The organism is Desulfopila sp. IMCC35008, from assembly GCF_010646885.2.
Classification (GTDB): Bacteria; Desulfobacterota; Desulfobulbia; order Desulfobulbales; family Desulfocapsaceae; genus Desulfopila.
This window is the reverse complement of record NZ_CP050700.1, coordinates 2,594,856-2,620,312: the sequence shown is the minus strand read 5'-3', so window position 1 is coordinate 2,620,312 and position 25,457 is coordinate 2,594,856. Positions and strand designations below refer to the sequence as shown.

General features: G+C 48.0%; 20 protein-coding genes. 13 read left to right on the top strand and 7 right to left on the bottom strand.

The window, feature by feature from the left end; translation table 11 throughout:
- Positions 1 to 5: 5 nt before the first annotated feature.
- On the bottom strand, positions 6 to 1,115 hold the full coding sequence (locus GA520_RS11500) for a (Fe-S)-binding protein (RefSeq protein ID WP_163340112.1): 1,110 nt from the start codon (positions 1,113 to 1,115) through the stop codon (positions 6 to 8).
- A 129-nt stretch (positions 1,116 to 1,244) separates the two neighbouring features.
- Entirely contained in the window at positions 1,245 to 2,564 is a 1,320-nt protein-coding gene (locus GA520_RS11495; protein ID WP_163340111.1) for a (Fe-S)-binding protein, read from the bottom strand.
- Positions 2,565 to 2,982: 418 nt separating this feature from the next.
- On the opposite strand from GA520_RS11495, the gene GA520_RS11490 reads away from it, so the two are divergent.
- From GA520_RS11490 to GA520_RS11460, 7 genes are all read left to right on the top strand, one after another.
- On the top strand, positions 2,983 to 3,456 hold the full coding sequence (locus tag GA520_RS11490; RefSeq protein WP_163340110.1) for an NAD(P)H-dependent oxidoreductase subunit E: 474 nt from the start codon (positions 2,983 to 2,985) through the stop codon (positions 3,454 to 3,456).
- 10 nt (positions 3,457 to 3,466) lie between these two features.
- Positions 3,467 to 5,248, top strand: a complete 1,782-nt coding sequence (locus GA520_RS11485) for an NADH-quinone oxidoreductase subunit NuoF (protein WP_240910248.1) — start codon at positions 3,467 to 3,469, stop codon at positions 5,246 to 5,248.
- Between the two features lie 8 nt (positions 5,249 to 5,256).
- Entirely contained in the window at positions 5,257 to 7,935 is a 2,679-nt protein-coding gene (gene fdhF, locus GA520_RS11480; RefSeq protein WP_163340109.1) for a formate dehydrogenase subunit alpha, read from the top strand.
- Positions 7,936 to 8,039: 104 nt separating this feature from the next.
- Positions 8,040 to 8,477: a hypothetical protein gene (locus GA520_RS11475; protein ID WP_163340108.1), complete on the top strand. Its 438-nt coding sequence runs from the start codon at positions 8,040 to 8,042 to the stop codon at positions 8,475 to 8,477.
- Positions 8,478 to 8,489: 12 nt separating this feature from the next.
- Positions 8,490 to 9,152 carry a DUF166 family (seleno)protein DfsP gene (gene dfsP, locus GA520_RS11470; protein WP_304511323.1) on the top strand — a complete coding sequence of 221 codons (663 nt, stop codon included), beginning with the start codon at positions 8,490 to 8,492 and terminating at the stop codon, positions 9,150 to 9,152.
- A gap of 227 nt (positions 9,153 to 9,379) precedes the next feature.
- On the top strand, positions 9,380 to 10,666 hold the full coding sequence (locus GA520_RS11465) for a citrate synthase (RefSeq protein WP_163340107.1): 1,287 nt from the start codon (positions 9,380 to 9,382) through the stop codon (positions 10,664 to 10,666).
- A gap of 103 nt (positions 10,667 to 10,769) precedes the next feature.
- Entirely contained in the window at positions 10,770 to 11,582 is an 813-nt protein-coding gene (locus GA520_RS11460; RefSeq protein WP_240910247.1) for a DUF3786 domain-containing protein, read from the top strand.
- 29 nt (positions 11,583 to 11,611) lie between these two features.
- On the opposite strand, the gene GA520_RS11455 is transcribed toward GA520_RS11460, so the two are convergent.
- Positions 11,612 to 13,321, bottom strand: a complete 1,710-nt coding sequence (locus GA520_RS11455; protein WP_163340106.1) for a DUF389 domain-containing protein — start codon at positions 13,319 to 13,321, stop codon at positions 11,612 to 11,614.
- A gap of 19 nt (positions 13,322 to 13,340) precedes the next feature.
- A complete protein-coding gene (locus tag GA520_RS11450; protein ID WP_163340105.1) occupies positions 13,341 to 14,819 on the bottom strand; it encodes an ATP-binding protein in 1,479 nt (492 codons plus the stop codon).
- Between the two features lie 400 nt (positions 14,820 to 15,219).
- On the opposite strand from GA520_RS11450, the gene GA520_RS11445 reads away from it, so the two are divergent.
- From GA520_RS11445 to GA520_RS11430, 4 genes are all read left to right on the top strand, one after another.
- The gene (locus tag GA520_RS11445) at positions 15,220 to 18,252 is read left to right on the top strand and encodes an FAD-dependent oxidoreductase (RefSeq protein WP_240910246.1); all 3,033 of its coding nucleotides are present in this window, start codon (positions 15,220 to 15,222) and stop codon (positions 18,250 to 18,252) included.
- A 115-nt stretch (positions 18,253 to 18,367) separates the two neighbouring features.
- Complete coding sequence (locus GA520_RS11440; protein WP_255494433.1) at positions 18,368 to 18,832, top strand: hydrogenase iron-sulfur subunit; 465 nt, start codon at positions 18,368 to 18,370, stop codon at positions 18,830 to 18,832.
- Between the two features lie 51 nt (positions 18,833 to 18,883).
- The gene (locus GA520_RS11435) at positions 18,884 to 19,546 is read left to right on the top strand and encodes a methylenetetrahydrofolate reductase C-terminal domain-containing protein (RefSeq protein ID WP_163340103.1); all 663 of its coding nucleotides are present in this window, start codon (positions 18,884 to 18,886) and stop codon (positions 19,544 to 19,546) included.
- A gap of 2 nt (positions 19,547 to 19,548) precedes the next feature.
- Entirely contained in the window at positions 19,549 to 20,481 is a 933-nt protein-coding gene (locus tag GA520_RS11430; protein WP_163340102.1) for a methylenetetrahydrofolate reductase, read from the top strand.
- Positions 20,482 to 20,554: 73 nt separating this feature from the next.
- On the opposite strand, the gene GA520_RS11425 is transcribed toward GA520_RS11430, so the two are convergent.
- Positions 20,555 to 20,809, bottom strand: coding sequence for a hypothetical protein (locus GA520_RS11425; protein ID WP_163340101.1), 255 nt, complete (start codon positions 20,807 to 20,809; stop codon positions 20,555 to 20,557).
- Between the two features lie 57 nt (positions 20,810 to 20,866).
- Complete coding sequence (locus GA520_RS11420; RefSeq protein ID WP_163340100.1) at positions 20,867 to 21,061, bottom strand: CooT family nickel-binding protein; 195 nt, start codon at positions 21,059 to 21,061, stop codon at positions 20,867 to 20,869.
- 564 nt (positions 21,062 to 21,625) lie between these two features.
- On the opposite strand from GA520_RS11420, the gene GA520_RS11415 reads away from it, so the two are divergent.
- Together GA520_RS11415 and folD are read left to right on the top strand one after the other, a co-directional pair.
- On the top strand, positions 21,626 to 23,401 hold the full coding sequence (locus GA520_RS11415; RefSeq protein ID WP_163340099.1) for a formate--tetrahydrofolate ligase: 1,776 nt from the start codon (positions 21,626 to 21,628) through the stop codon (positions 23,399 to 23,401).
- A 93-nt stretch (positions 23,402 to 23,494) separates the two neighbouring features.
- Positions 23,495 to 24,388, top strand: coding sequence for a bifunctional methylenetetrahydrofolate dehydrogenase/methenyltetrahydrofolate cyclohydrolase FolD (gene folD, locus GA520_RS11410; protein ID WP_163340098.1), 894 nt, complete (start codon positions 23,495 to 23,497; stop codon positions 24,386 to 24,388).
- A gap of 57 nt (positions 24,389 to 24,445) precedes the next feature.
- On the opposite strand, the gene GA520_RS11405 is transcribed toward folD, so the two are convergent.
- A complete protein-coding gene (locus GA520_RS11405) occupies positions 24,446 to 25,387 on the bottom strand; it encodes a cation diffusion facilitator family transporter (RefSeq protein ID WP_163340097.1) in 942 nt (313 codons plus the stop codon).
- Positions 25,388 to 25,457: the final 70 nt, after the last annotated feature.

The window sequence follows — 25,457 nt, the reverse complement described above, 5'->3', positions numbered from 1 at the left end:
CGATACTAAATATTCTCTGAAAGGTAGGCGTAAAGGTCCTTGACCTCAACATCAATATCCGTATTTGACTTCGCACACGACAGATGGATCTGGCATTTGGGACAGGCGGTGATGATCGTTGTTGCACCGACCCGTTCGGCCTCCTGCAGTCGCTTTATCTGCATGGTCTTGGAACAGGAGGAACATTCCATCCAGGCTGTGGTCCCACAGCAAACGGCGTTCTCCCTATTGTTTTCCATTTCCCTGAAATCGCTGTCCGGTACAAGGCCGAGCAATTGCCGTGGTTCTTCATATATACCTGTCCTTCGGCCCAGGCGGCAGGGGTCGTGATAGGTAACCTTACCGTTTCCGGATTGGCCAAAGGTAATATCAGATTCCGGCAGTTTCTGGGCGAGAAATTCTGATATGTGCAGTATCTCAAAGGGGAGTTTACCGACGATATCGGGATAACTTTCTCGAAAGATCGAATACCCTTCAGGGCAGGAGAAAATGACTGTTTTGGCTCCCGACTGTTTTATCATCTCGACGTTGTGTCTGGCGAGTGTGGCAAAAAGTTCTTTGTTGCCACTCCAGAAGGCGTCGTGACCGCAACATTTCTCATCGTTGCTCACGACGGGTTCGATGCCGAGTTTGTTCAGGAGGGTCAGAATTGACTTGGCAGTATCGATCATCTGCAGATCAAGGTAACGAAAGACAACGTCCTGATAGGGCAGGCAGCCGACAAAGAAGAAGTACTCTCCTTCTTCCTGGATCTTCATGCCCTCGGTCCAGCCAATGCGATTCTGGTTCAGGTTGGTAGCCTGCAGGGATGTGAGGGTCTGGAAAACCCCGTGATGACTTTCACGGGGAAGGTTGGCGGCAGCGGTGGCCTTTTCCCTGTAGGTTCTGATGAACTCGGGGAAGTCTATACCAACAGGACAACGGTCACTGCACCGTGAACAACTCAGGCAGGCCCAGATATCACTGGATTGCAGGATATCTCCATCAGGTTCTACCAGGGTTCTCTTAATCATTTGCCGTGGTGAAAAACCGGGGCGGTCATAGCTTATGGGACAGCTACCAGTGCATACCCCGCACTCCATGCAATAGTCGATCTGCTGTTTTGTGAGCTGCATAGTGAAACCTAATTATAGTATGAAAGTTCAACGGTTAGCTGCTACAAACTTCAGGAGTCTGCCTGACAACGGCACTATGGTTAATTCTGTGTTCTGACTACCTCCTGATTGGGTGTTTGCTGCACAACCTTAGTACAATGCTGATTCCGGGTGAAAAACTGCGACATCTTTTAACTCATCGCCGAGATACGTTCTTTCGTTTGGACCGAGTATGCCCAGGGAGAGAGCAAGTATGGTCCAGAAGTGAACAACGTTGTAGTTGCCACCGAAATGATGCGACAATTCATGTATTTGGGCGTGACAGTTATGGCAACCGGCGATGCAGTAGGTAGCGCCTGTGGTCTGAATCTGGTCATCCTTAATTTTGCCATAAGCCAGGCGTTGTTCCTTAAACCCTGACTGGAGGAAACCACCGCCACCGCCACAACAGTAGTTGTTGGATTTATTTGGTGACATCTCGATGATATTTTCCTCACCGACTGCAGCTGCTATCGCATACCTGAATTCGTTCGCTATATGGTCCCCGAAACTTTTGCGGACAATCTGGCAGGGGTCCTGGATGGTAAACTTGATTTTGAGATCTTTATTCCAGTCGGAACTAGGTTTAAGTTTACCTTCACGAATCCACTTAGCGTAGTATTCGTAAATGTTTTTGGTTTCGAAGTTGTGCGCTACGTTGAATTTTTTCAGTCCGGCCCGGACTGCAAATGTGATGTGGCCTCATTCTGTGTTGAGGTACGTCTTGACCCCCAACCTGTCGGCCTGGGCTGCCTTTGCACGAACAAGATGTTCCCAGTTCTCGTTGTCAGCAAGGAAGAGGCAATAGTTTTCAGCGGCCCATGCTTTACTGCTGTAGGTCCAGTCGACCCCGGCGAGGTGGAGTATTTTCCAGAGGGGGACCATCTCATCCGGCTCGGTCATCGGCTCGCGCGAGTTCTGGTTGATGAAGAATTCAGCTCCTTGCTTGTCGATGGGGGCTTGCATGTCAGCAAATTCCGGCTGAGCCTCCCTGTATTCCTCAAGGACATCGTTTACAACAAAAATGAAATCCTCAACAGGTGTACCCATAGCGCTGCATGATTCACTTGCGACGGCAACATCACAGGAATCACGAATACCCTTGGGACGCTCATCCCGGGGGCGGGCAGCCCGGATGTTGAAGATCATCTGGGGAATGTCAATCTTCATAGGGCAGACATAGACACAGCGCTGACACATCGTGCACATCCAGGGCCAGTCTGATTTGAGGACTTCTTCGTCCATGCCGAGAACCAGCATGCGTAAGAACTTCCTGGGGTCCATATCCTCAAGTCCTGTGGCGGGACAACCTGAAGAACAGAGTCCGCAGGTCAGACAAAGACTGAGGTTGCCCTCTGGAAGCAGGGCTTTGATGTCATCCAGAAAAGATCTTTCGGCTTTTCCTTTAATTTTTATTGCCGTTTCAGCCATGTTCAAAATTCCTTCTAAATAAATATTTATAAGGGTGACAAGCCGGTATTTGGTAATAATCAGGCGCCAAATATTAGGTGCGTCTAAACAAAACGTCGTCACCTCTGGTGCTATTTGGATCGTCCAACAGACTATCTTATTTTGTTGCGGTAATCAACTTTTTTCAAAGCATTTAAGATAAATGGTAGATGCCATAATTCATTGGAATTCGGATGATGCTTTCTGGATAGAAAATTTCAATTAGTCTGAAATGGCAATGCCGTGATATAATCACACTGATACAGTGATTTGGTCAAGTTAAGGAAAGATATAATTTTTGGCCTTTTATGAGATTAGTAATTATATGTATAAAAGTACTACGGTGTGGTATTATTGGGGTCGTGGTAAACGAATAATTACAATTTCAGTGGGGTCGAGAATGACACGTATGATAGATCAGGTTGAAGAAATATTGGAATCAATTTACAGCAAAAATTCTTCTGGTGGAGATAATATAATAGCAATACTGCAGGATATTCAGAATGAGCTTGGTTATATCCAGGAAGACGCAGTGGATTGGTTCGCCAGGAGAACAGGGATACCTGCTTCCCGGTTTTACGGCGTGGTTACGTTCTATTCACAGTTTCATCTGACCCCGCGTGGGAAAAACATCGTGACAGTCTGCTCGGGAACAGTCTGTCATGTGAAAGGTGCCCCGCGAATCGTCTCACGCCTTCAGCAGGATCTTCATCTTAAGGATGATAACGGAACCACGAAGGATATGCAGTTTACAGTCGAAAACGTAAACTGTGTCGGGGCCTGCAGTATTGCACCTGTGGTTCTGGTCAATGAGAAAGTGTTTGGCAAACAAACACCCGAGAAGATGATCAGGAACCTCAAACCTTACAAATAATGTGGCTCTCGTGAAGAAAAACGTCGTTATAAATATATGTATGGGCACCGGTGGTATTGCTGCCGGCGGGGACCAGGTAATGAATGCCTTTGATGAGGAACTTACAAGGGCCGGTGTGACCGATGCTGTACTTAAGGAACATTGCAAATTGCATAAAGTGGGGTGTCGTGGGTTTTGTGCCCGGGATGTGCTCGTGGATATATCTATAGGCGAAGAAGGCTCGACATATCAATATATTGAACCCTCCATGGTTAAAAGACTTGTCGATGAGCATATAATTGGCGGTCAGCCTGTAAAAGAGTGGCTGGTAGGTGAGGATTATCATGTCTTTCATGATAATCAGACCAAGATAGTGTTACAGGATCTGGGTCGGGTAGATCCTGAATCGATTGACGATTATCAGTTGGCAGGTGGGTATTCCGGTTCGCGAAAGGCACTTGGGACAATGAGCCCGGCAGAAGTCATTGAAACCGTAAAGGGTTCAGGTTTGCGAGGTCGTGGTGGTGGAGGATTTCCTGCCGGGTTAAAATGGGAATTTTGTGCAGCTAACGAGGCGGATGAGCGGTTTATCATATGTAATGCGGATGAGGGCGACCCAGGCGCTTTCATGGATCGATCCATCATCGAAGGTAATCCCCACGCAATTATCGAAGGGATGATAATCGGGGCCTATGGTATCGGTGCGCAAACCGGCTACATCTATATCAGGGCTGAATATCCTCTGGCGGTTGAAAGATTAGGCATCGCTTTGGCCCAGGCCAGGAAGGAAGGGCACCTTGGGGAAAAAATATACGGAACCGGTTTCAATTTCGATATCAAGGTAAAACTAGGTGCGGGTGCCTTTGTCTGTGGTGAAGAAACTGCTCTTATTGCCTCCATCGAGGGGGAGCGGGGGATGCCGAGGTCGAAACCTCCTTTTCCAGCCAATAAGGGATTATGGGGAAAACCAACCATAATCAATAATGTTGAGACATTCGCCAATGTTCCACCGATAATTTGTAACGGTGCGGAATGGTTTTCTTCTATCGGTTCAGAGACGAGTAAGGGGACAAAAGTTATTGCGCTCACTGGGAAAATCCGGAACACCGGCCTCATTGAGATCCCCATGGGGATGCCTTTAAAAAAAATAATCTATGATATCGGTGGCGGTATTGAGGATGATAGGCTGTTTAAGGCAGTCCAGACAGGTGGCCCGTCCGGCGGGTGTATTCCTCAACAGCATATCGACCTGCCCGTTGATTATGAGGGCTTAAGATCAGTCGGTTCGATGATGGGTTCAGGTGGGATGGTGGTGCTTGATGAGACCGATTGCATGGTGAATATCGCTAAATTCTTCCTGACCTTTACTCAGGAGGAGTCGTGCGGGAAATGTGCACCGTGTCGAATCGGCACCAAGAGGCTCCTGGAAATATTGACCCGCATAACAGAAGGGCACGGAAGAGATGGAGATATTGAGCTGTTGCAGGAACTTGCTGAGGATGTACGCGATTCAAGCCTGTGCGGTCTCGGAATGTCTGCCCCTAACCCAATTCTCAGCACTATTAAATACTTTCGGCATGAATATGAAGCGCATATCAGGGAAAAGAAATGTCCTGCAAAGGTGTGTAATGACCTTTTGACTTTTCTTATCAGGCCGGATCAATGTGTTGGCTGCGGCTTGTGTAAACGTGCATGTGGGGTAGGTGCCGTTGCCGGAGAGCAGAAGCTGGTTCATGTCATTGATCAGGATAGCTGTATCCGATGTGGGGCCTGTTATGATGCCTGTAAGTTCAATGCGGTAATAAAAGGGTAGATTGAGTAATGAAAACACTGTTAATTGATGGACAAAAAGTTACGGTCCCCCCAAACACTACACTGCTTGAGGCCGCTCAGCAGCTGCAAATAGATATTCCAACACTGTGTCATGATCCACGTCTGGCACCCCACGGAGGGTGCCGTTTATGTATTGTTGAGATAGAAGGTGCAGGGCGTCCCGTTACATCCTGTACTACTCCTGCCGAGGAAGGTATGGTTGTCCTTACTCAGAATGACAGGCTCAACAGGTTGCGTAAAACAACAGTTGAACTGTTACTATCCGATCATCCAAATGATTGTATGGTTTGTGTCCGGGCAGGAAACTGTACTCTTCAAGAGCTGGCATACAGGTATGGGATCCGCACAAACCGCTTTGAAGGTTCTGTTCGCGACCATGATCGCATTGATGAAAACCCTTTCATCATGAGAGAGCAGAATAAGTGTGTTTTATGTGGATTGTGTGTGCGGGTTTGTGATGAAGTACAGGGTGTGAATGCTATCGGATTTGCAGGACGGGGCTTTGAGACAAAGGTTTGCTCACCATTTGAGCATGATCTGGATTGTGAATTCTGTGGCCAGTGTGTGTCTGTATGCCCCACGGGCGCCCTCTCGGCAAAGATGTGGGCGGGACACCCACGGCATGAAGGGGTGGAAAAGACAGAGACGACCTGTGGATATTGTGGTTGTGGATGCAATATCACACTCCATAGCCACGGCAATGAAATAACAAGAATTTCTTCACGGAGTGACAACCATAATCGTGGCTGGCTATGTGTTAAAGGGCGATTTGGTTACGAATTTATCAATAGTCGGGATAGGTTGACGACACCGCTGATTCGCAGACAGAAGGGAGGAGTGCTTGAGCCGGCAGGTTGGGACGAGGCTCTTGATCTGGTAGTGTCAAAATTTAATGAAATTAAAACTGAATATGGGAGTGACGCCATAGGTGGGTTGGCTTCTGCACGCTGTACCAATGAAGAGAACTACATGTTCCAGAAGCTGCTTCGGAGTGGTGTTGGTACCAATAATATAGATCACTGTGCCAGATATTGACACAGCGCGACTGTGGCCGGTCTGGCCGCAAAATTCGGTTCCGGGGCAATGTCAAATTCGGTTGATGAAATTGAAAATGCCGGGGCACTGCTCGTTATAGGTTCAAACACCAGCGAGAATCATCCGATAATTGCCCTCAGAATGAAGGCTGCAGTGCGCAAGGGCGCTCAACTTATCGTTGCAGACCCCAGAAAGATACCCATCACCAAATTTGCAACGCTGTGGTTGCGGCAGAAACCTGGCACTGACTCGGTCCTGCTTAACGCCATTATGCATGTGATCCTGAAAGAAGGTCTTCAGGACGACGTGTTTATTCGGGAACGCACCGAAGGGTTTGTGGATTTCAGTACCTCGCTTGAAGAGTTCACCCCTCAACTTGGCGAACAGATTACTGGTGTACCTGCAGAGGATATCATAAAAGCGGCATTTATTTTTGCCGGTGCTGAGAGTGCGGGAATTTATTATGCCATGGGGATAACCCAGCATGTAATGGGAACCAATAATGTTCATGCAGTCGGTAATCTCGCGATGGTGACAGGTAATATTGGTAAAGCCTCGTGCGGAGTTAATCCTCTCAGGGGGCAGAATAACGTGCAGGGTTGCTGTGATATGGGCTGCCTGCCAAATTATTTCCCAGGTTACCAGAAAGTCGATGATCCTCTGGTTCGGGAGAAATTTATGAATGCCTGGGGGGGGGAGCTTTCCGGTAATATCGGTCTGCCGGCTTCTGAGATGACGTCCGCCATGATCGAGAAAAAGATACGAGGTCTCTATATATTCGGCGAGAATCCTGCCTTATCAGATCCTAACACGAACCATGCTGTTAAAGGTTTCTCCAGTCTCGACTTCCTGGTGGTTCAGGATATTTTTGAGACCGAAACGACACAACTGGCTGATGTGGTCCTGCCGGGAACATCCTTTGCTGAAAAGTCCGGTACATTTACCTGCTCAGAACGTCGTGTACAGTTTGTTCGGCCAGCGATATCCCTTCCCGGGGAGGCCCGTAAAGATCTTGATATTATAAGTGATATTTTCAGCAGAATGAAAGGTGTGGAGTTTGTCCCTGCCAATCCAGAGGTGATTTTCAGTGAAATCTCAGGATTGTGGGCCGGCATGGCAGGAATGAGTTATTCCCGACTGGGTCGTAGTGGTTTACAGTGGCCATGCCCCACTGAAGATCACCCCGGAACACCCTACCTGTTTAAAGAAGAGTTCTCCCGTCCGGGGGGGAAGGCTCTGTTCACGGTCGTTCCCTATGTTTCATCGAATGAATTGCCGAATGAAGAGTATCCATTCCTGCTTACCACCGGCCGGGAATTATTTCACTACCACACCGGCACTATGACCCGGCGGTCAACCGGGCTCGATGCAATAGCACCAAAACCTTATATCCAGCTTAACCCGGTAGATGCAGCAGCACTTGGCGTTGACGATGGCGAAAAGATTAACGTGCGTTCCAGGAGAGGGGCAATTTTTCTGGCTGCCAGGGTGACGGAAATAGTACCCCAGGGTGTTGTGTTCATACCTTTTCATTACAAGGAGGCGTCTGCCAACATTCTCACCAATGATGCTATGGACCCCATCTGTAAGATAATGGAGGCGAAGGTCTGTGCCGTGTCTCTTGAGAAATAACCTTGCTTCAAAGGGATAATATAATATAAAGATACTACAAGGATACTGTTCGTCTTATTTGTCCGGTTCGTGTAAAATATATGGAATCCTGTCAGGGGAATTGGGTGGTGAACTCGATTCCCCGATTTTTTGTAAACGTTAAAATGGGGATGTCTGTGGAGCAACGGATCGTAATAAAACACAGTGGTATCGAAATACAAGGATGTGTCAGCGTCATACTCGTTCCTGACATTGCCCTGAACGAGCCTGGCTATATCAAAACATTTACAGCTCAGTCAGGGTCGCACTCCAAGCACGAATTTCAGGCCATGGCCCAGATGGCATACTATCAGTATCAGGATGACGAACTTGATCTTGTAACTGCTGACGGAGAAATACAGGTATTTTATCAGGAAACTGTTGAGGAAATTGCATCTGGTATGGTTATCTACCGGGATAAAGAGGGAGAGTTTCATGTTGTGATTCATGATTCGCTCAATAAAAAGAAAATGCTTGAGGCTACAAACAGGTACTGTACCCGTTGGGTGCGCCTCGATATCTAAAGGACGTGGAACGTGCAGCAACATAACTCTTCCGGAACCATTCAAAAAGTTACCGTTTTTCAGCAGCAGGGGAGTGGGGAACGTAAAATCAAGGGAATAAGGAGTTACGGCGCAGGCTCCATTGAGCTCGAGGTGGTATCTATTGAAGAGGTATTGCCGCCGGTGATTGATGACGGAATGGAGTTTCTACCTGAGACAATCGAGGCGGATCTGGTTCTCGATTTTCTTAAACACCAGGATCTTTCACATGACCTGGTTGCTCTCTGCCATCGATTGCAGATCCCGATAATCTCATCAGGAAAAAAAATTCCGAGTAAGTGGGTGCATACGCCGCCGACGTGATGTGGCTTATCCAGGCAGGTCGGCCTGGGACACTATGGTGAACTTTTTGGAGCCCCTGAATATGAGGTGGATGTAGAAGACGGTATTATTACAGACGTACGTGTAGTCCGAGGTGCTTCCTGTGAAGCGACCTGGGAGGCCGGGCGCAAACTGATAGGCAAGACGGCGGCAGATGGGCCCCGGCAGATGGGGTTGGAGGCGCAGTTCTTTTGTTCTGCCGATCCGGCAGGATGGGACCCCATTTATGGGAAAAGCCCTGTCCACTTTGCCGGCAAAGTTCATAGTAAGGCTTTGGCGTCGGCCATTGAAGATGCTCTAGGCAAAAAAAAATGACAGGTACTGTTTGTGAATCGTTTTGGTTTAATGTTGCCTTTTGTCCAGTCGTAATTATCAAATAATAAAAAGAATGATCACGACAGATTATATTTGTCACTATGCAGCGATCACGTAGCCTGCAGGAATTGTCAATCGACAGGAGCCCGGCTTTGTTATAACAACCAGGCATAGTGATTTACCCGTACGAGATTGCTGATAAATATTCATTTCTGGAGAACCTACATATGACGGAAAAAGCTACCCTCAGTATCGATGGCAAGCAGTTCGAGCTGGATGTTTATACCGGAACTGAAAATGAACGAAGCATAGATATCACAAATCTGCGCTCTGAAACAGGTTGCATCACCATGGATCCGGGTTTTGGCAATACCGGATCCTGCTTCTCATCCATAACGTATGTCGACGGCGCCAAGGGGATCTTGAGATATCGAGGGTATCCTATTGAGGAGGTAGCTGAAAAAGCATCATTTGTTGAGATAGCCTATCTCGTTCTTTACGGAGAACTGCCCAATGCAGAGCAGTTGACTAAATTCTCCAGTGCGTTGCGAGAGCATGCGCCGCTTCACTCGAATCTGCGCACTCATTTTTCAGGATTTCCGGAATCGGCACCTCCCATGGCAATTTTGTCTGCCATGCTGAATTTGGTGTCCTGCTTTCATCCTGAAGTGTTGAAAGTTAATGTCCAGGGTGAAGCGTTTGACAGGACTGCGGCACTTCTTCTCTCAAAAGTCAGGACCATAGCGGCATGGGCGTACCGCATTGCAAATGGTAAGCCGATTAACCACCCAAACCCAAATCTCAGTTATTGCAGTAATTTTCTGCATATGATGTTTTCGGAACCTTATCAGGAATATGTCGTATCACCGGTTATAGAGAAGGCTCTTAACCTGTTCCTGGTCCTTCACGCAGATCATGAGCAGAACTGTTCAACTTCCACGGTGCGGGTTGTGAGCAGCTCGCGGGCCAACCTTTTCAGCTCAGTATCTGCCGGTGTCTGCGCTTTATGGGGGCCGCTTCATGGTGGCGCGAATGCGGCGGTGATTGAAATGCTGGAGGAGATTCAGCAATCAGGCCGGCCTGTTACAGATTACATTAACATGGCCAAGGCCAAGAACAATAGTTTCCGACTCATGGGTTTTGGACATAGGGTTTATAAAAACTTCGATCCGCGTTCGAAAATTCTCAAAAAGCAGGTACATGACGTATTAAAGGAGCTGAACAAGGAAGATTCCTTACTGGATATCGCCCAGGAGCTTGAGGAGAAAACCCTCCAGGACGATTACTTCGTAAGCCGAAATCTGTACCCGAATGTGGATTTTTACAGCGGCATCCTCATGAGGGCAATCGGTATCCCATTGAATATGTATACTGTGATGTTTGCCATCGGCCGCATGCCCGGGTGGATTTCCAACTGGCGCGAACTCCATGAGCACAAACAGAGGATCTCCAGGCCACGCCAGATCTATACCGGTGAAACAACAAGGGCCTACGTACCGCTTGAAGAGAGGTAGCTCGATAAAGAGTAGGTTTGAGATGAGACGAAAAAGGGGCATTTACAGTGCCCCTTTTTCTTTTTTGGAACGAGAATATTATAGAGGTTGGGAGGGGTGAGAAGTGGCTTTCCAAAACGCAATGGAGATTTTTGCACTGCTTGATAAATCAAATTGCAGGAAGTGTGGAGAGAAAACCTGTCTTGCCTTTTCCGGAGCAGTCTATACCGGGAGAAAGAAAGTACACGAGTGCCCGATATTAATTGATGAATATATAAACGTTTCTACCCGGAAAGGCAGTGTGGCCGCTGGTCAGGACTCCGCTTTAGATGAGAATGGGCTTGATCAACTTAAGACACAGCTTGCGGACCTCGATTTCAAGGAGGCTGCCCAACGCTGTGGTGGCAGGGTAGAGGGAAACATTCTTAAGTTAAAAATTCTCGGTAAGGATTTCGGTGTGGATGCCACGGGAGCTTTTTATACCAATATCCACGTAATTACATGGGTGACCATGCCATTTTTGCTGTATGTGCTGCATGGCGCTGGCAAGAGTGTGTCCGGGGACTGGATATCGCTTCGCGAGATGAAGGGCGGTCGTGAGAGGTATGCCTTGTTCCAGAAGAGGACAGAGGATGATTTATGTGCTGTCGCTGACACCTATCCCGACTTTTTCAGTGATATTGTGCAGATGTTTGATGGTTCGGAGGTGGAAAGCCGGTTTGCCTCTGATATATCTGTAGTCCTCTACCCGCTGCCAAAAGTCCCGATAATGATCTGCTACTGGAAACCTGAAGATGGGATTGGCTCGAGTCTCAATCTCTATTTTGATGCAACCGCCGATGACAATATCGGTATCGACGGAATCTATTCCCTCGGAACAGGGTTGGTGAATATGCTCAATAAACTTGCATTACAGCATGGATTTACAGTTAATTGACATTTTTTGCTATCTCCGTTCGTGCAGACCTATAATTCTGATTCAATAATTATTTTTTTCAATTCCTCTTGAACTTTAGGTCCCATGGTCTTGTGAACCTTTTTGGCAAAATCCAAATATGGTTCATGCCCGTCAGCTGAGGTAAGGACTTCGGGTTTTGAGAGAACGTGGAGTCTGATATGTTCGCCAGTCTCCTTTTTTATGAGTTGTTCAAGTTTTCTCACACGATCGACTTCAAAGGTCATAAGACTTGAAATCTCTACAAGAAAATGTATCTGGGCATCTAAAACTGTGTGATTCAGGGCGATGAGCGAAGCTTCCGGGAGTTCTGCAAACCAGTCTGCCAGGATGCTTTTGGCTTTATTTATAGCATTTTTTTGTGGTGGAGTGAGGTCTTTAAATCCGGTCATGGCGAAATGATATAGCCCTTCGCTGTCGTAGAGGGTTGACTGCTGATATCGCACGACAAGGTCGAGATCGGGTTCTTCAAGGATCTGGCGGAGCAGTTCTTCAGCCTCCTTAAGGTTGCCAAGATCGAGTGGCGATAAGCCGTCGATTGATGCGACAACGACAAGGCGTTCATTGTGTTTGAAAATGCGGACGTATTTCAGCTGAACAGCTGGTAATGCGGTCAGATAGTTTCTGATTGTGCTGTTTGCCAGCTGCGTCTGGATAATCATTTTGCTGGGAGCTTCACTTACAAACTCACCATCGAGGTTGAGTTGCATTATTTGGGCCAAATTGCCGGGTGCCAAAACCGTTTCGGTAAGTGTGCCACGAATGGCGAGCTTGGTCGGTTTGCCTAAAGCAACTTCTAGCTTTTCCTGAAGGGCGTTGACGAGTATTGGGGAAATCTGACGGCTTGAATAAACATCGGCAAATACATAAATGATGTCTTTATCCTCGTTGTATATAGATTTTTCATAGGAAAGGGTAGGGTGGTCTTTTAGTGCCTGTGAGAGTGTGGTCCGGATTGTGTTTTTTACTGCCCTGTCGTGGCCAATTTTAGCAAGAGAATGGCTGAGCAGAACGGCAATTATAAAGAAACTTATAATCGGCAAACCAAATTTTTTAACGACTACTTTTTTATCCAGGCCGTCATATTCCCTGGACATTTTGAAAGCCCAGAAGACAATGGAACCGACCAGGAGGATAGAAAGAAAATTGCTGAAGAAAAGTAGAAAAGAGCCAATGCCGCCACTGTAGGCCCCTAAAGAAAAACAGAGGCCGGTGTTGGCAAGAGGGGGGACTATGGCCGTGGCAATGGCGACACCTGGAAGTGCCGGACTTATCTTTTCATCCACCAGGGCATAGGCACCTGCAAAGCCAGAGAAAACAGCAACCAGGAGGTCGAACAGGTGAGGATTCGTCCTGGAAATCATCTCCGGCGTAGGCTCAAGTCCGGGATAAATAAGCCCCAGTACATAGCCCATGCCAACTGCAGCAACAACACCTACAACCTCTGCCTGTATAGCATAACCCAACAAGCGTGCATCATTGCGAATGAGGGCAAGTGAGATGCCAAATATCGGGGTCATGAGAGGGGCGACAAGCATTGCCCCGATGATAACCGCTGTACTGTTGGTGATGAGTCCCAACCCGGCAATCATGGTGGATATCACAACCATGAGGTAAAAGCGTAATCCGGGTTCGGACCCTTCTGCGATATCGGCATGAACCTTACGCAGGCGTTGAGGGCTTGCTGATAAACTTCCTGTAAAGAAGTTGCTGTCGGACATTTCTTTTATATAAATATGGTTAATTTTCTGCAGGAGGCAACAACAAGGAAAAGGTCGTTCCTTTACCTACCTCACTGCTGACGGTGATCGAGCCGTGGAGAGAGTCGACAATGGATTTTACGATAGCAAGGCCGAGCCCGGTACCATGGATTTGCCGGGTGTTGCTGTCCTTTACTCGATAAAAACGGGTGAAGATCTTGTCGAGATCTTCCTGGGAGATCCCAAAACCGGTATCGCTAAAGTCAAGGCTCAGGTAATCATCTCTCGTTGTGGCGGCAATTTTTATTGCACCGCCTCTGGGAGAATATTTGATACTGTTGGTAATAAGGTTGGAGCAGATTTCTTCAAGATGGGTGGGGCTGGCCATGAGATCAGGCAGGTTTTCTTCTGTCTCCACCACGATATTGATGTCGTTTTCTAAGGCGTAGGGTTGATGGAAGTTTTGTTGTTCCTTGAGGAAGTCGATAACGTTGATTCTTTCGCTCTCGTGAGCGACGAGGCCGGATTCAATTCGTGAGAGATCAAGGAGCTCTGTCACGAGATTGTTAAGGTTCAGCATCTTGTCAGAAGCCCGCTCAAGTATTTCACGCTGTTTATCTGTCACCTCTCCTGCGAGTCCGTCCAGTATGATTTTCAACTGCATCAACAGTGAGTTGATCGGGCTGCGGATCTCGTGGGATACCATTGACACGAAATCGGATTTCATCTGGTCCATGCGTGTGGCAGCAGTTATGTCATGAAGCACATTGATTGTTCCCAGTGTCGTCTCGGATCGACCGCGGAATGGTGCACAGCGAACACTGTATATGCGGTCATTGTTATCCGAGCTGTCCGGCCGAGTATATTCATGGGTCAGTTCTGCGAAGGTGTCGGCAGGCATGGCCAGCGCTTCATCGATGGATTTCAGGAGTTCCGGGTCAGAAATCACCTCATCCACTTTCATGCCGACGGCACTGGTTCCCGTGTAACCAATCATGTGTCGAAAGGCGGGATTGGCCAGTACAATCCGTTTCTCCGGGTCTGTAATGAGCACACCATCCCTTAGCTTGTGAACTATCACTCGCAGTCTCGACCGTGTCGTCGCTATATCCTGTAAGGCATGGGTGTAGCGTAACGATTTGCTGACCACGGCGCGCAGCTGGTCCGGCGTGAAGGGTTTTGGGATAAAGTCAAAGGCCCCTTTTTTCATGGCCTCAATTGAATGTTCGAGAGTTGCGTAACCGGTGATAACGATAACAACCGTATCTGGGTCTATATCACGTACGCGCTCAAGAACCTCGAATCCCGACATATTCGGCATCATCAGGTCAAGCAGGAGGATATCGTAATGATTGTCTTCGATCATTTTCAACCCGGTAAGACCATCCGGGGCTGTATCTACGGTAAAGCGCATCATGCTGTTAAGGACCATCTTACAGGCGTCTCTGATGCGCGGTTCATCGTCTATGACGAGAATATGTGGAGTTGCCAGGCCATTAGGTGAAGCGTCTTGATCCATTTCCCTCTCCAGAAGGTACTAACAGGTGGAATGCAAATAATAAACGGAGTTTCTGGCATGGTAATACAGGCAACACTGATTTTAAACATATTTCTGCAGAGAGGATGTTGGCTTGAAATTGATAATTTGATCCTAGGCGATAGGAGTCAGACATATTAATTCAATTGATGAAACAAGCGATAAATCGCTGTTTTTTGCCCTACAATACATCTAAACCATATAATTCATAAAAAACATTTATCATAACCAGCATTATGTATTATAATGGCCGAGGCTTATAAACATGCGCGATTGTTGTCTAACTGTTGTCATCAGAAAAATGCCCGTAAGAGGTGCTGGATCCAACAGGAAGTAGACCAGCATCCTGAAACTGCCTGGACTTACAGAAGGAGGTCTTGTTTTGACAAGGATTACCCCCGGACAGGAAGGAAAACAGAAGATTGGTTCTGTTGTAGTTGTGGGATCTGGAATAGGCGGCATGCAGGCCGCTCTTGATCTTGCCAACAGTGGTCTTCTGGTACACATGGTAAATGAGGAACCGTCTATTGGCGGTACCATGTCGCGACTGGATAAGACATTTCCTACCGGCGACTGTGCCATGTGTATGATTTCTCCAAGGATGGTAGAGAGCAGTCGTCATCCGAATATCAAGCTCCATACCCTGGCCAGGGTGACAAAGGTCGATGGCGAGGAGGGAAATTTCACCGTCACCGTCAGTGAAAAGGCCCGCTATGTAGACGCCGATCGGTGTACGGGTTGCGGTGCCTGTGAAGAGAAGTGTCCATCACGCGTTCCTGATCTTTTCAACCAGGGGCTTAATAATCGTAGGGCAATTTATGCCCTCTTTCCCCAGGCTGTGCCTAATACCCGCGCTATAGATAATGAATACTGCCTGTATCTGAATAAAGGTGTCTGCAAGAAGTGTGAAAAAGTTTGTGACGCCGACGCTATCAATTTTGAGGATACGGATAAGGAGTTTGAGCTTAATGTCGGTTCCATTGTTCTCACTCCAGGACTTCAAACCTATAATCCAGCGATACGTGAGGAGTTCGGATACGGTCGCAATGAGAACATGGTGACCGCCCTCCAGTTTGAGCGGCTTCTTTCTGCTTCCGGACCGTGCGGGGGACATGTCGAACGACCGTCTGATGGGAAGCCACCGAAGAAAATTGCCTGGATACAGTGCGTCGGTTCCAGGAATGAGCATAATGCCAACCCGTGGTGTTCTTCCGTCTGTTGTATGTATGCAGCGAAGCAGTGTGTCATCGCCAAGGAACATGACTCGGATGTTGAGCAAACTGTTTTTTACATGGAGTTGAGGGCCTTTGGCAAGGATTTCGATAAGTTTATTGATAAGGCCAAGGCGGAGGCGGGAGTTCATTATAAAAGGGCTATGGTCTCCCAGGTTGTCGAAGATCCTGAGACCAAAAACCTGTTAATTCATCATGTAGGCGATGACGGAAAAACAGTTCGGGATGAATTTGACATGGTGGTGCTTTCCATCGGTTTTGAACCCAGACCGGATAGCGGAGGTTTTGCCGATATTTTCGGAATTGACACCACTGAATACGGTTTTGCCAAAACATCACGCTTAAATCCGGTTGAGACGAGTCGCAAAGGGGTCTTTGTGGCCGGTATTTACCAGGGGCCAAAGGATATTCCTGAAACTGTCGTACAGGGAAGTGGGGCGGCCGCCCAGGCCATGGCTTTACTTGGTGAAAAGCGGGGCACCGAAGTAGAGGAAGTGGTGTTGCCGCCGGAGGTCGACATTACCGGGGATGAACCAAGAGTCGGGGTTTTCGTCTGTCACTGCGGGATCAATATTGCCGGCACTGTTGATGTGCAGAAGGTTGCTGATGAGGCGGCAAAAGAAGCCAATGTTGCCCATGCCGAGACAATCATTTATGCTTGCGCTCCGGATGGACAGGAGAAGGTGAAGGATCTCATAAAAGAAAAGAAACTGAACCGTGTGGTGATTGCATCGTGTACACCGAGGACACATTCCCCGCTTTTTATGGATACCATCCGTGAGGTGGGTTTGAACAAATTTCTGTTCGAGCTGGCAGACATCCGGGAACAATGTTCCTGGTGTCATATGAACGATAAAGAGCATGCAACCGAGAAAGCGATAGATATTGTAAATATGAATATCGCCAAGGCCCGGCTGCTTGACCCGGTCAGTCAGAATTCTGTTGGCGTGAATCACACCGCTCTCGTTATAGGAGGTGGGGTTGCCGGGATGACCTCAGCTCTGTCTCTGGCCGGGCAGGGATATGGAGTGCATCTGGTCGAAAGGGAGAAGGAGCTGGGCGGTCTGGCTAAGAGGGTGCGCAAGACCCTGGAGGGGGATGATGTTCAGCAATATCTCAGCAGTTTGGTTGCAGATGTCCAGGCGGCTGAGAACATTCAGGTGCACTTTGGCACCATCGTGGAGGAGACCGATGGGTTTGTAGGTAATTTCTCAACCAAGCTCTCTGATAATACGGTCATCGATCATGGCGCAATACTGATTGCGACGGGCGGAACAGAATACCAGCCGACCCAATACGAATATGAGGGGGCAGACAGGGTTATTACTCAGCGTGAATTCGAGGACCTGCTGGCAGATAAAGGGTCTTCCAATGAGCAGACCTATGTGATGATCCAGTGTGTTGGCTCCCGTGAAGAACCAGACAACTACTGTTCAAGGATCTGCTGCCAGGATGCTTTGAAGAATGCCATAGCCGTCAAAGAACAGACGCCCGATGCTCAGGTTGCTGTTCTGTACCGCGACATGCGGGCCTATGGGCTCAAAGAGGACTTTTACAAAAAAGCCCGCGATCTCGGTGTCCTGTTTTTCCTTTACACCCCTGATAACAAGCCGGTCGTCGAGCCGGGTGCAGATAGCTGTAAGGTGAGCTTTGATGGTAAGGTGCTCGGTCGTGAGATGGTGATAGATGCTGACTATGTTATTCTTTCCACCGGGCTTCGGCCGCAACCTGATATTGAGGAATTTTCAAAGAAATATAAGCTTACCTGTAATCTGGACAAATTCTTTCTCGAAGCCCACGTAAAACTGCGGCCTGTAGATTTCCCAAGTGAGGGGTTTTTTCTGGCCGGGCTTGCCCATGCACCGAAAAACCTTGAAGAGACAATAGCGCAGTCGTTGGCTGCGGCGGGTCGGGTAGGGGCTCTGCTGTCGAAAGAGAAGCTCTCTGTTTCCGGCGTTGTTTCAAAACATAATCGAGATATATGTATGTCGTGCCTGGCCTGTTTCAGGGCCTGTCCGTTTGGTTCTCCATATATTGACGAGGATGGCATGGTGAGTCATAACGAAGTGAAATGTACCGGTTGTGGTATCTGTGCCGGTGTTTGTCCCGCCAAGGCCTTCCAGGTTAACTTTTTCCGGGATGACCAGATCAAGGCAATGATAGATGCGGCAACAGAGATCTGATAACTATACCGACATGAAAAATTTTCAATGATGCCTTCAATCAAGAGGAGAATTCATGGCACCTGAAGAGGAAGTGAAAGAAGTCCGCGAAAGTCCGGAGGCAAAGGTGCACGATGTGCCCGCAGACTGGCAGGCGAATATAATCGCCTTCGCGTGTCATTACTGTGCTTTTGCTGCAGCAGACCTTGCCGGGGTTATGCGGTTATCTTATCCGTATAATGTGAAGGTGGTACGACTCCCCTGTACGGGAAAGCTTGACCACTCCTATGTGTTACGGGCATTTGAAAGGGGGGTCGACGGTGTATTCGTCGCGGGATGACTTGAGGGTCAATGTCATTTCCTGGAAGGAAATCTTAACGCAAAAAAACGAGTATTCCGGTTGCATAAATTGCTTGAGTCCGTAGGCATCGATTCAGAGAGGTTGCACTTCTTCAACCTGTCGGCAGCGATGGGGCCGAGGTGGGCCGAAATCTGTACCGAGTTTACAGAAAAGATTCAGCAACTCGGCCCGTCTCCGGTCTGGCTCGCTCTGAGAAAGAAGAAAAGTCAGGAAGTTCAAGAGGAAAAGCAGACGGCCTGATACTATACATGATGTTTTGGAATGCGGTAATGAGAAAGGAGCCCAAATACAATGATAGTAGGTGAACAGAAACCGTTGGATGAAATATGGGAGATGGTTCGTGAACATGCAAATGTTACGGTGTTTGGCTGTAACACATGTGTAGCCGTCTGCCACCAGGGGGGAAACAAGGAAGCCGAAGTTCTCGCCTCGCTGCTCAATATGAAAGCCACCCAGGAGGAGGTGAATGTCAAGTTCATTGATAGTGGCATCGAGCGACAATGTGAGCATGAGTTTTTTGAGAAGACTCAGGAGCTGATCGAGAAATCTGAGGCAGTGCTGAGCCTGGCCTGTGGGATTGGGGTTCAATTCATGGCTTCAAAATATCCAAGTACACCGATATATCCTGGCCTCAATACGACATTCCTGGGAGATGTACCGGAAACGGCCCTGTTCGAGGAAAAATGTCAGGCATGTGGCGATTGTGTTCTCGGGAAAACGGCAGGAGTTTGTCCTGTCAGCAGATGTGCCAAAAGGGTACTTAACGGACCTTGTGGAGGCTCGACAACCGGTAAATGTGAAATCTCAAAAGATGTCGATTGTGCCTGGCAGCTCATTATCAACCGTCTTGAGGCACTCGGGAAGCTCGATGACTACGAGAAGCTGAGTTCTATCAAGGACTGGTCCAAAGATCGGTCCGGTGGACCCCGATCCTTTACCCTGGAGGACTTCTAATCGTGGAACTGAAAACAGAAAGTACACTCGAGAAGGTTTTCAAAAGCGGACAGATCGCCGTTACCAGTGAGTGTGGTCCGCCAAGATCGAGCGATCCGGCACATATCATCGAGAAGGCAGACCTGATAAAAGACCATGTTGACGCTATCAACATCACAGACAACCAGACGTCGGTAGCCAGGATATGCAGCCTTGCAGCCTGTGTGCACCTGAAGAGCAAGGGGCTGGAGCCAGTGCTGCAGATGGTGACAAGAGACAGGAACCGGATCGCATTGCAGAGCGATCTGCTTGGAGCTGCATCTTTTGGCATCAACAATGTACTTTGTCTCTCAGGTGATCACCAGAGTTTTGGCGATCACCGACAGGCTCAGAATGTCTTTGATCTGGACTCCATGCAACTGATTCAGACAGTTCGGCATATGCGGGACGAAGGCAAATTTCTGAGTGGAGATGAAATCAAGGTGCCGCCATCCATGTACGTTGGTGCTGCCGCCAACCCGTTTGGCGATCCTTTTAAGATAAGGGTTCCGAGGTTGGCGAAAAAGGTTGCGGCTGGTGCTGAATTTATCCAGACCCAGTGTATTTACAACATGGAGCGCTTTGAAGAATGGATGCAGGGTGTTCGTGACCGTGGACTGCATGAGAAGGTATATATCATGGCAGGTATCACCCCTATGCGCTCAGTTGGTATGGCCAAATATATGAAACGTGCCGTGCCCGGCATGGATGTACCTGATGAATTGATTGACCGCCTCGCAGGTGTTGAAAAGAAGCAGCAGTCACAGGAAGGTATCAAGATAGCGATTGAGCAGATTCAGCGCCTCAAAGAGGTGGAAGGTGTAGCCGGTTTCCACATCATGGCCATTGAGTGGGAAGAAAAAGTGCCTGAGATGGTCGAAGAGGCTGGATTGTATCCTCGACCAAAATTTGATTAGCGGTTCGGGGAGGGTATTAGAGGGTGGGGCGATTGAATACTGCCCCACCCTCTAACTTTATAGGGGCGATTTATTAATGATGATGGTGGTGGTGATGGTGATGATGTCCATCGCCATGATCTGCTTTACCACCGGCACTCTTCAGCGCTTTTTCAAGGGCTACGTTGGCTTCCTTCATTTTTGTAATGGCTTCGTTTATGGCAGATGCTATGTCGGCCTCGCCGTCATGTTCTGCTGTATGGCGCCATTTTTCGAATTCAGCGGCATGGCCTTCGTTATGTTCGATCCAGTGTTGAAGAAGAACGCGTAGCTTTTCTTTGTTTTCCATGGTGTCTCCAGAATATTTATTTAGGCAACGACTTGTAACAAACGAAATGTTTTGAGGTTATTGCTGCGGCTGAAGAAAGACCGTGCCGGCCAGGAAGTCAATATTGCGGACAGTGACCCCGGGGATTTCCTTGACCCCTTCAAAAAGGGAAGTGATGGCAACGGCATTGTCAAGAATATCGAGTTTTGTGACATTTTCCATAACCGGTTCTTCGATGCCGTCTTTATCCATTACGACTTTAATTTCACACATGGGTGTCTCCGTGATAAGTGTAGTAGTGAGAAGGCAGATAAAAAAAGGTGCCAATAATATTATTATACAACGACGTCCAGTAATAACGTAAACACTTAGGGAGCGTCAATAATCAAATACGATATCGTCCAATATCGGTGTTTGGATACGTTAGATGGGGTAATTGGGCGTTTTGGACAAGGTACCTTTCTGGTTGCACTCAATAGCGAGTGATTGGGCCTGTGCGGGCAGAATGTATAACAAATTGCTTCAGCGGGTGTGCATGTTGTGCCGGGCTGCTTGCGATTGGGGTCCTTAAGTGCCTTACTGATAAATGAAAAATTGCAGAATAAATGAAGGTTTAATTTTGATTTCAAGAAGATAGTTAATAATATTTTTGGACCCTGCAGGAAAATGTGAAGTTCCCCCTGATTTGTGTGAAAATCACTTGCAAGAGGGGAATATTTTAGGGTAGGGTGCCGATAATATTGAGGGAAAGATAGGCCGGTAACCAACAGTCTTTGGGAACCATTATCAACGGTGGCGATTTCACCTACCACCTTCACCTGAATCAAAGGAATCGTTATGTCATTAGATCCAACCAAACACGCGGACTGGGAAATTGCCGAAGAGGCAGAAACAAGGATGTTGACGATCTATCAGATTGGTGAAAAACTGGGGCTCACGAAGGAAGAGCTGTTACCCCAGGGTCACTATATCGGGAAAATTGACTTTCAGAAGGTTCTTGCACGCCTGAAAGACAAACCAGACGGGAAGTACATTGATGTGACAGCAATATCTCCGACACCTCTAGGTGAAGGAAAATCCACTTCATCCATGGGGCTTGTTCAAGGTCTTGGCAAACGTGGAAAGAACGTATGTGCTGCTATTCGCCAGCCCTCGGGCGGACCGACCATGAATATCAAGGGTTCAGCTGCGGGCGGTGGTCTGGCACAGTGTATTCCACTGACTCCGTTCTCACTTGGTTTTACCGGTGACATCAACGCTATCATGAATGCACATAACCTGGCGATGGTCGCTCTGACCTCCAGGCTGCAGCACGAAAGAAACTATACGGACGAGCAGCTTGAGCGCCTTTCCGGTATGAAGCGTATCGACATCGACCCGACTAAAATCGAAATGGGTTGGGTTATGGATTACTGTTGTCAGGCACTTCGTAACATCATTATCGGTATTGACGGCGTGAATGGCAAGTCAGACGGATTCATGATGAAGTCCAAGTTCGGTATTGCCGTTTCCTCAGAAGTTATGGCAATCCTGTCTGTTTCCAAAGATCTGAAAGATATGCGTGAGCGTATGGGTAAGATCGTTGTGGCATACACCAAGAAAGGTAAGCCGGTTACCACCGGCGATCTTGAAGTTGCAGGCGCGATGACAGCATGGATGGTCGATGCCCTGAACCCAAGTCTGATGCAGACACTTGAAGGCCAGCCGGTAATCGTTCATGCCGGACCGTTTGCCAATATCGCTATCGGTCAGTCTTCAATTATTGCAGACCGCGTTGGTCTGAAATTAGCAGACTATCACGTAACCGAGTCTGGTTTTGGCGCTGATATTGGATTTGAGAAATTCTGGAACCTCAAGTGTCGTTACTCCGGCCTTGTGCCTGACTGTGCTGTTATTGTTGCAACCATTCGCGCTCTTAAGTGTCATGGTGGCGCGCCGGTACCGGTACCGGGCAAGCCGATGCCTGAAGAGTATGCCTCCGAGAATGTAGAATGGGTAGCCAAGGGTTGCGATAACCTTATCCACCACATTAATACTGTTCGTAAAGCAGGAATTTCACCGGTTGTGTGTATTAATGCGTTCTACACCGATACCGATGCTGAGATTGCCAAAGTTCGTGAACTCTCTGAAGCGGCTGGTGCTAAGGTTGCTCTCTCCCGTCATTGGGAACAGGGTGGTGACGGTGCGCTGGAATTTGCCGATGCTGTTATTGAGGCATGTGAAGAGAAAACTGAATTCAAGTTCCTCTACGAGCTTGACGAGCCTGTTAAACAGCGTATAGAAAAAGTTGCTACAACTGTATATGGTGCTGATGGTGTTGATTATTCAGCAGCCGCAGAAGAGGCACTTAAGCGCATCCAGGGCGACCCTGATCTTGCTGGTCTCGGTCTCTGTATGGTCAAAACCCATCTCTCCCTTTCCGATAATCCTGCATTGAAAGGCACTCCAAAAGGATGGCGCCTGCAGATCCGTGAGGTTCTCACCTACGGTGGTGCAGGATTCATCGTTCCTGTTGCCGGTGCTATCAGTCTGATGCCTGGAACTGGTTCCAATCCTGCATTCAGAAGGGTTGATGTCGATGTTGAAACAGGTAAGGTTCAGGGTGTCTTCTAACATCATCTGAATATCTATCAGAGAGACCCGCCGGTAAAGGTGGGTCTCTCTGTTTTTTTCGCAGTGTCAGCAACTCAAAGGGAGAATGCATTCATGACAGCAGAAATTATCAGTGGTACAGAGATACGCAAAGAGATCCTTGCAGAACTGGAAGTTGAAGTAAAGGAAATAAAAGAGAAGTATGGGAAACCACCAGGACTTGTTACCATCCTTGTTGGCTCCAGCCCCGCTTCAATCAGTTATGTTACCTTAAAGGTCAAAACAGCGATAAGCCTGGGTTTTCATGAAATTCAGGACGATCAGCCAGAAGATATATCAGAAGCAGATCTGTTGGCTTTGATTGAAAAATATAACAATGATGACGATATCCACGGCATCCTTGTTCAGCTTCCTTTACCCAAGCATATTGATGATAAGAAGATACTGAACGCCATTAATCCTGATAAGGATGTTGATGCCTTCCATCCTGTTAATGTCGGTCGCTTGATGATCGGTGGTGAGGAAGCAATCTTTGCCCCATGTACTCCTGCAGGAATTCAGGAAATGATTGTTCGTTCCGGTACTGAAACATCAGGAGCTGAGGTCGTTGTTGTTGGCCGTTCAAATATTGTTGGTAAGCCGATCGCAATCATGATGGCCCAGAAAGGTGTGGGAGCGAACTCCACCGTAACAATCGTTCACACCCGTACCAAGGATCTCGCCGCCCATTGTAAGCGTGCCGACATCCTGATCGTTGCGGCCGGTGTACCGAACCTGGTAAAGCCGGAGTGGATCAAGCCGGGATCAACTGTAATAGATGTTGGTGTGAACCGTGTTGGTATGAACGAGAAAACCGGAAAAGCTATCCTGCGAGGCGACGTCGATTACGACGAGGCCTGTAAGATCGCTGGTAAGATTACCCCGGTACCTGGTGGTGTCGGACCGATGACCATCACCATGTTGATGAAAAATACCGTGAAGTCTGCCAGGATGCATTTATCGAAATAGTACCTGTCAGCAAATTGAGAATAAAAAAGGCCGTGCGAATTTTCGTACGGCCTTTTTTTATTCTGCCTTGCAGACCTCATCACCTGATTTGGGTCTGTGGGTACACTCTTCGGGGACGCCCTGACAATCCTCATGGGAGCAGGGTTCAATATGAATAATAATGTCTGAATTCGGCAGCTCATCCTCTATCTTCTCTTCCAGCATCTCGGTTATGCCATGGGAGGAATCGACAGTAAGGTTCTTGCAAACCGTGAGGTGAAAATCAATAATTCTGTGGGAGCCGGATTTCCGGGTGCGCAGATCGTGACAATTCCACTGATCGCACCCCTGATTCCGGATTATATTCTCAATGCTGTTACGCTCAGCTTTCGGAATTTGCTCGTCGAGAACATCTTTCATTGCCTGTCGGATAAGTTTGTACGATTCCGACATGATATAACAGGAAACCAGGATGGAGAGTAGTCCGTCAAGCCAGGGAATATCGAAAAAATACATAAGGACCAGGCCGCCGGCAAGGGCAAGGTTGGTATACACATCCATCGCGAAATGGAGGGAGTCTGCCTGTAATGCTGGTGAGTCTGTTTCTAATGCGACTTTGACGAGATATCTGCTGATCAGCCAGGAGGCAACAACGGACACCGCCAGAACGACGATCCCGTTACCAAGCTTTTGAGGTTCTGATCCGGTTATCAGTCGGTTGATCGACTCGATTAAAATCCAGACACCGGAACCTCCTATAATAAGAGCCTGTACCAGGGCTGCCATGGTTTCAAATTTTCCATGGCCATAGGCATGGGAGTCGTCTGCCGGTTGTTCGGCATGCCTGATTGCCAGAAAGTTCACCGCTGACATCAGAATATCAAGTACTGAATCGATGGCCGAGGAAAGAACAGCCATGGAACCGGTCATGATTCCCGTGATGAATTTGAGTATTGCAAGGCTGAGAGCTGTGGTGATAGAAAGCTTAGCCGCGAAGAGTTTTTTTGATGAATTATTCATGAAAGTGCATTTGATATGTAAACTTCAGTGTCCACCCAGCAGGTGTGAAAAGGATGCCCTTTTGTTTAAT

What these genes read in the sequence shown, in the direction of transcription:
- folD (WP_163340098.1), top strand. Translation starts at nt 23,495, where the DNA reads ATGACAGCAGAAATTATCAGTGGTACAGAGATACGCAAAGAGATCCTT.
- GA520_RS11465 (WP_163340107.1), top strand. Translation starts at nt 9,380, where the DNA reads ATGACGGAAAAAGCTACCCTCAGTATCGATGGCAAGCAGTTCGAGCTG.
- GA520_RS11420 (WP_163340100.1), bottom strand. Translation starts at nt 21,061, where the DNA reads ATGTGTGAAATTAAAGTCGTAATGGATAAAGACGGCATCGAAGAACCG.
- GA520_RS11455 (WP_163340106.1), bottom strand. Translation starts at nt 13,321, where the DNA reads ATGTCCGACAGCAACTTCTTTACAGGAAGTTTATCAGCAAGCCCTCAA.
- GA520_RS11435 (WP_163340103.1), top strand. Translation starts at nt 18,884, where the DNA reads ATGATAGTAGGTGAACAGAAACCGTTGGATGAAATATGGGAGATGGTT.
- GA520_RS11415 (WP_163340099.1), top strand. Translation starts at nt 21,626, where the DNA reads ATGTCATTAGATCCAACCAAACACGCGGACTGGGAAATTGCCGAAGAG.
- GA520_RS11490 (WP_163340110.1), top strand. Translation starts at nt 2,983, where the DNA reads ATGACACGTATGATAGATCAGGTTGAAGAAATATTGGAATCAATTTAC.
- GA520_RS11500 (WP_163340112.1), bottom strand. Translation starts at nt 1,115, where the DNA reads ATGCAGCTCACAAAACAGCAGATCGACTATTGCATGGAGTGCGGGGTA.
- GA520_RS11450 (WP_163340105.1), bottom strand. Translation starts at nt 14,819, where the DNA reads ATGGATCAAGACGCTTCACCTAATGGCCTGGCAACTCCACATATTCTC.
- GA520_RS11405 (WP_163340097.1), bottom strand. Translation starts at nt 25,387, where the DNA reads ATGAATAATTCATCAAAAAAACTCTTCGCGGCTAAGCTTTCTATCACC.
- GA520_RS11425 (WP_163340101.1), bottom strand. Translation starts at nt 20,809, where the DNA reads ATGGAAAACAAAGAAAAGCTACGCGTTCTTCTTCAACACTGGATCGAA.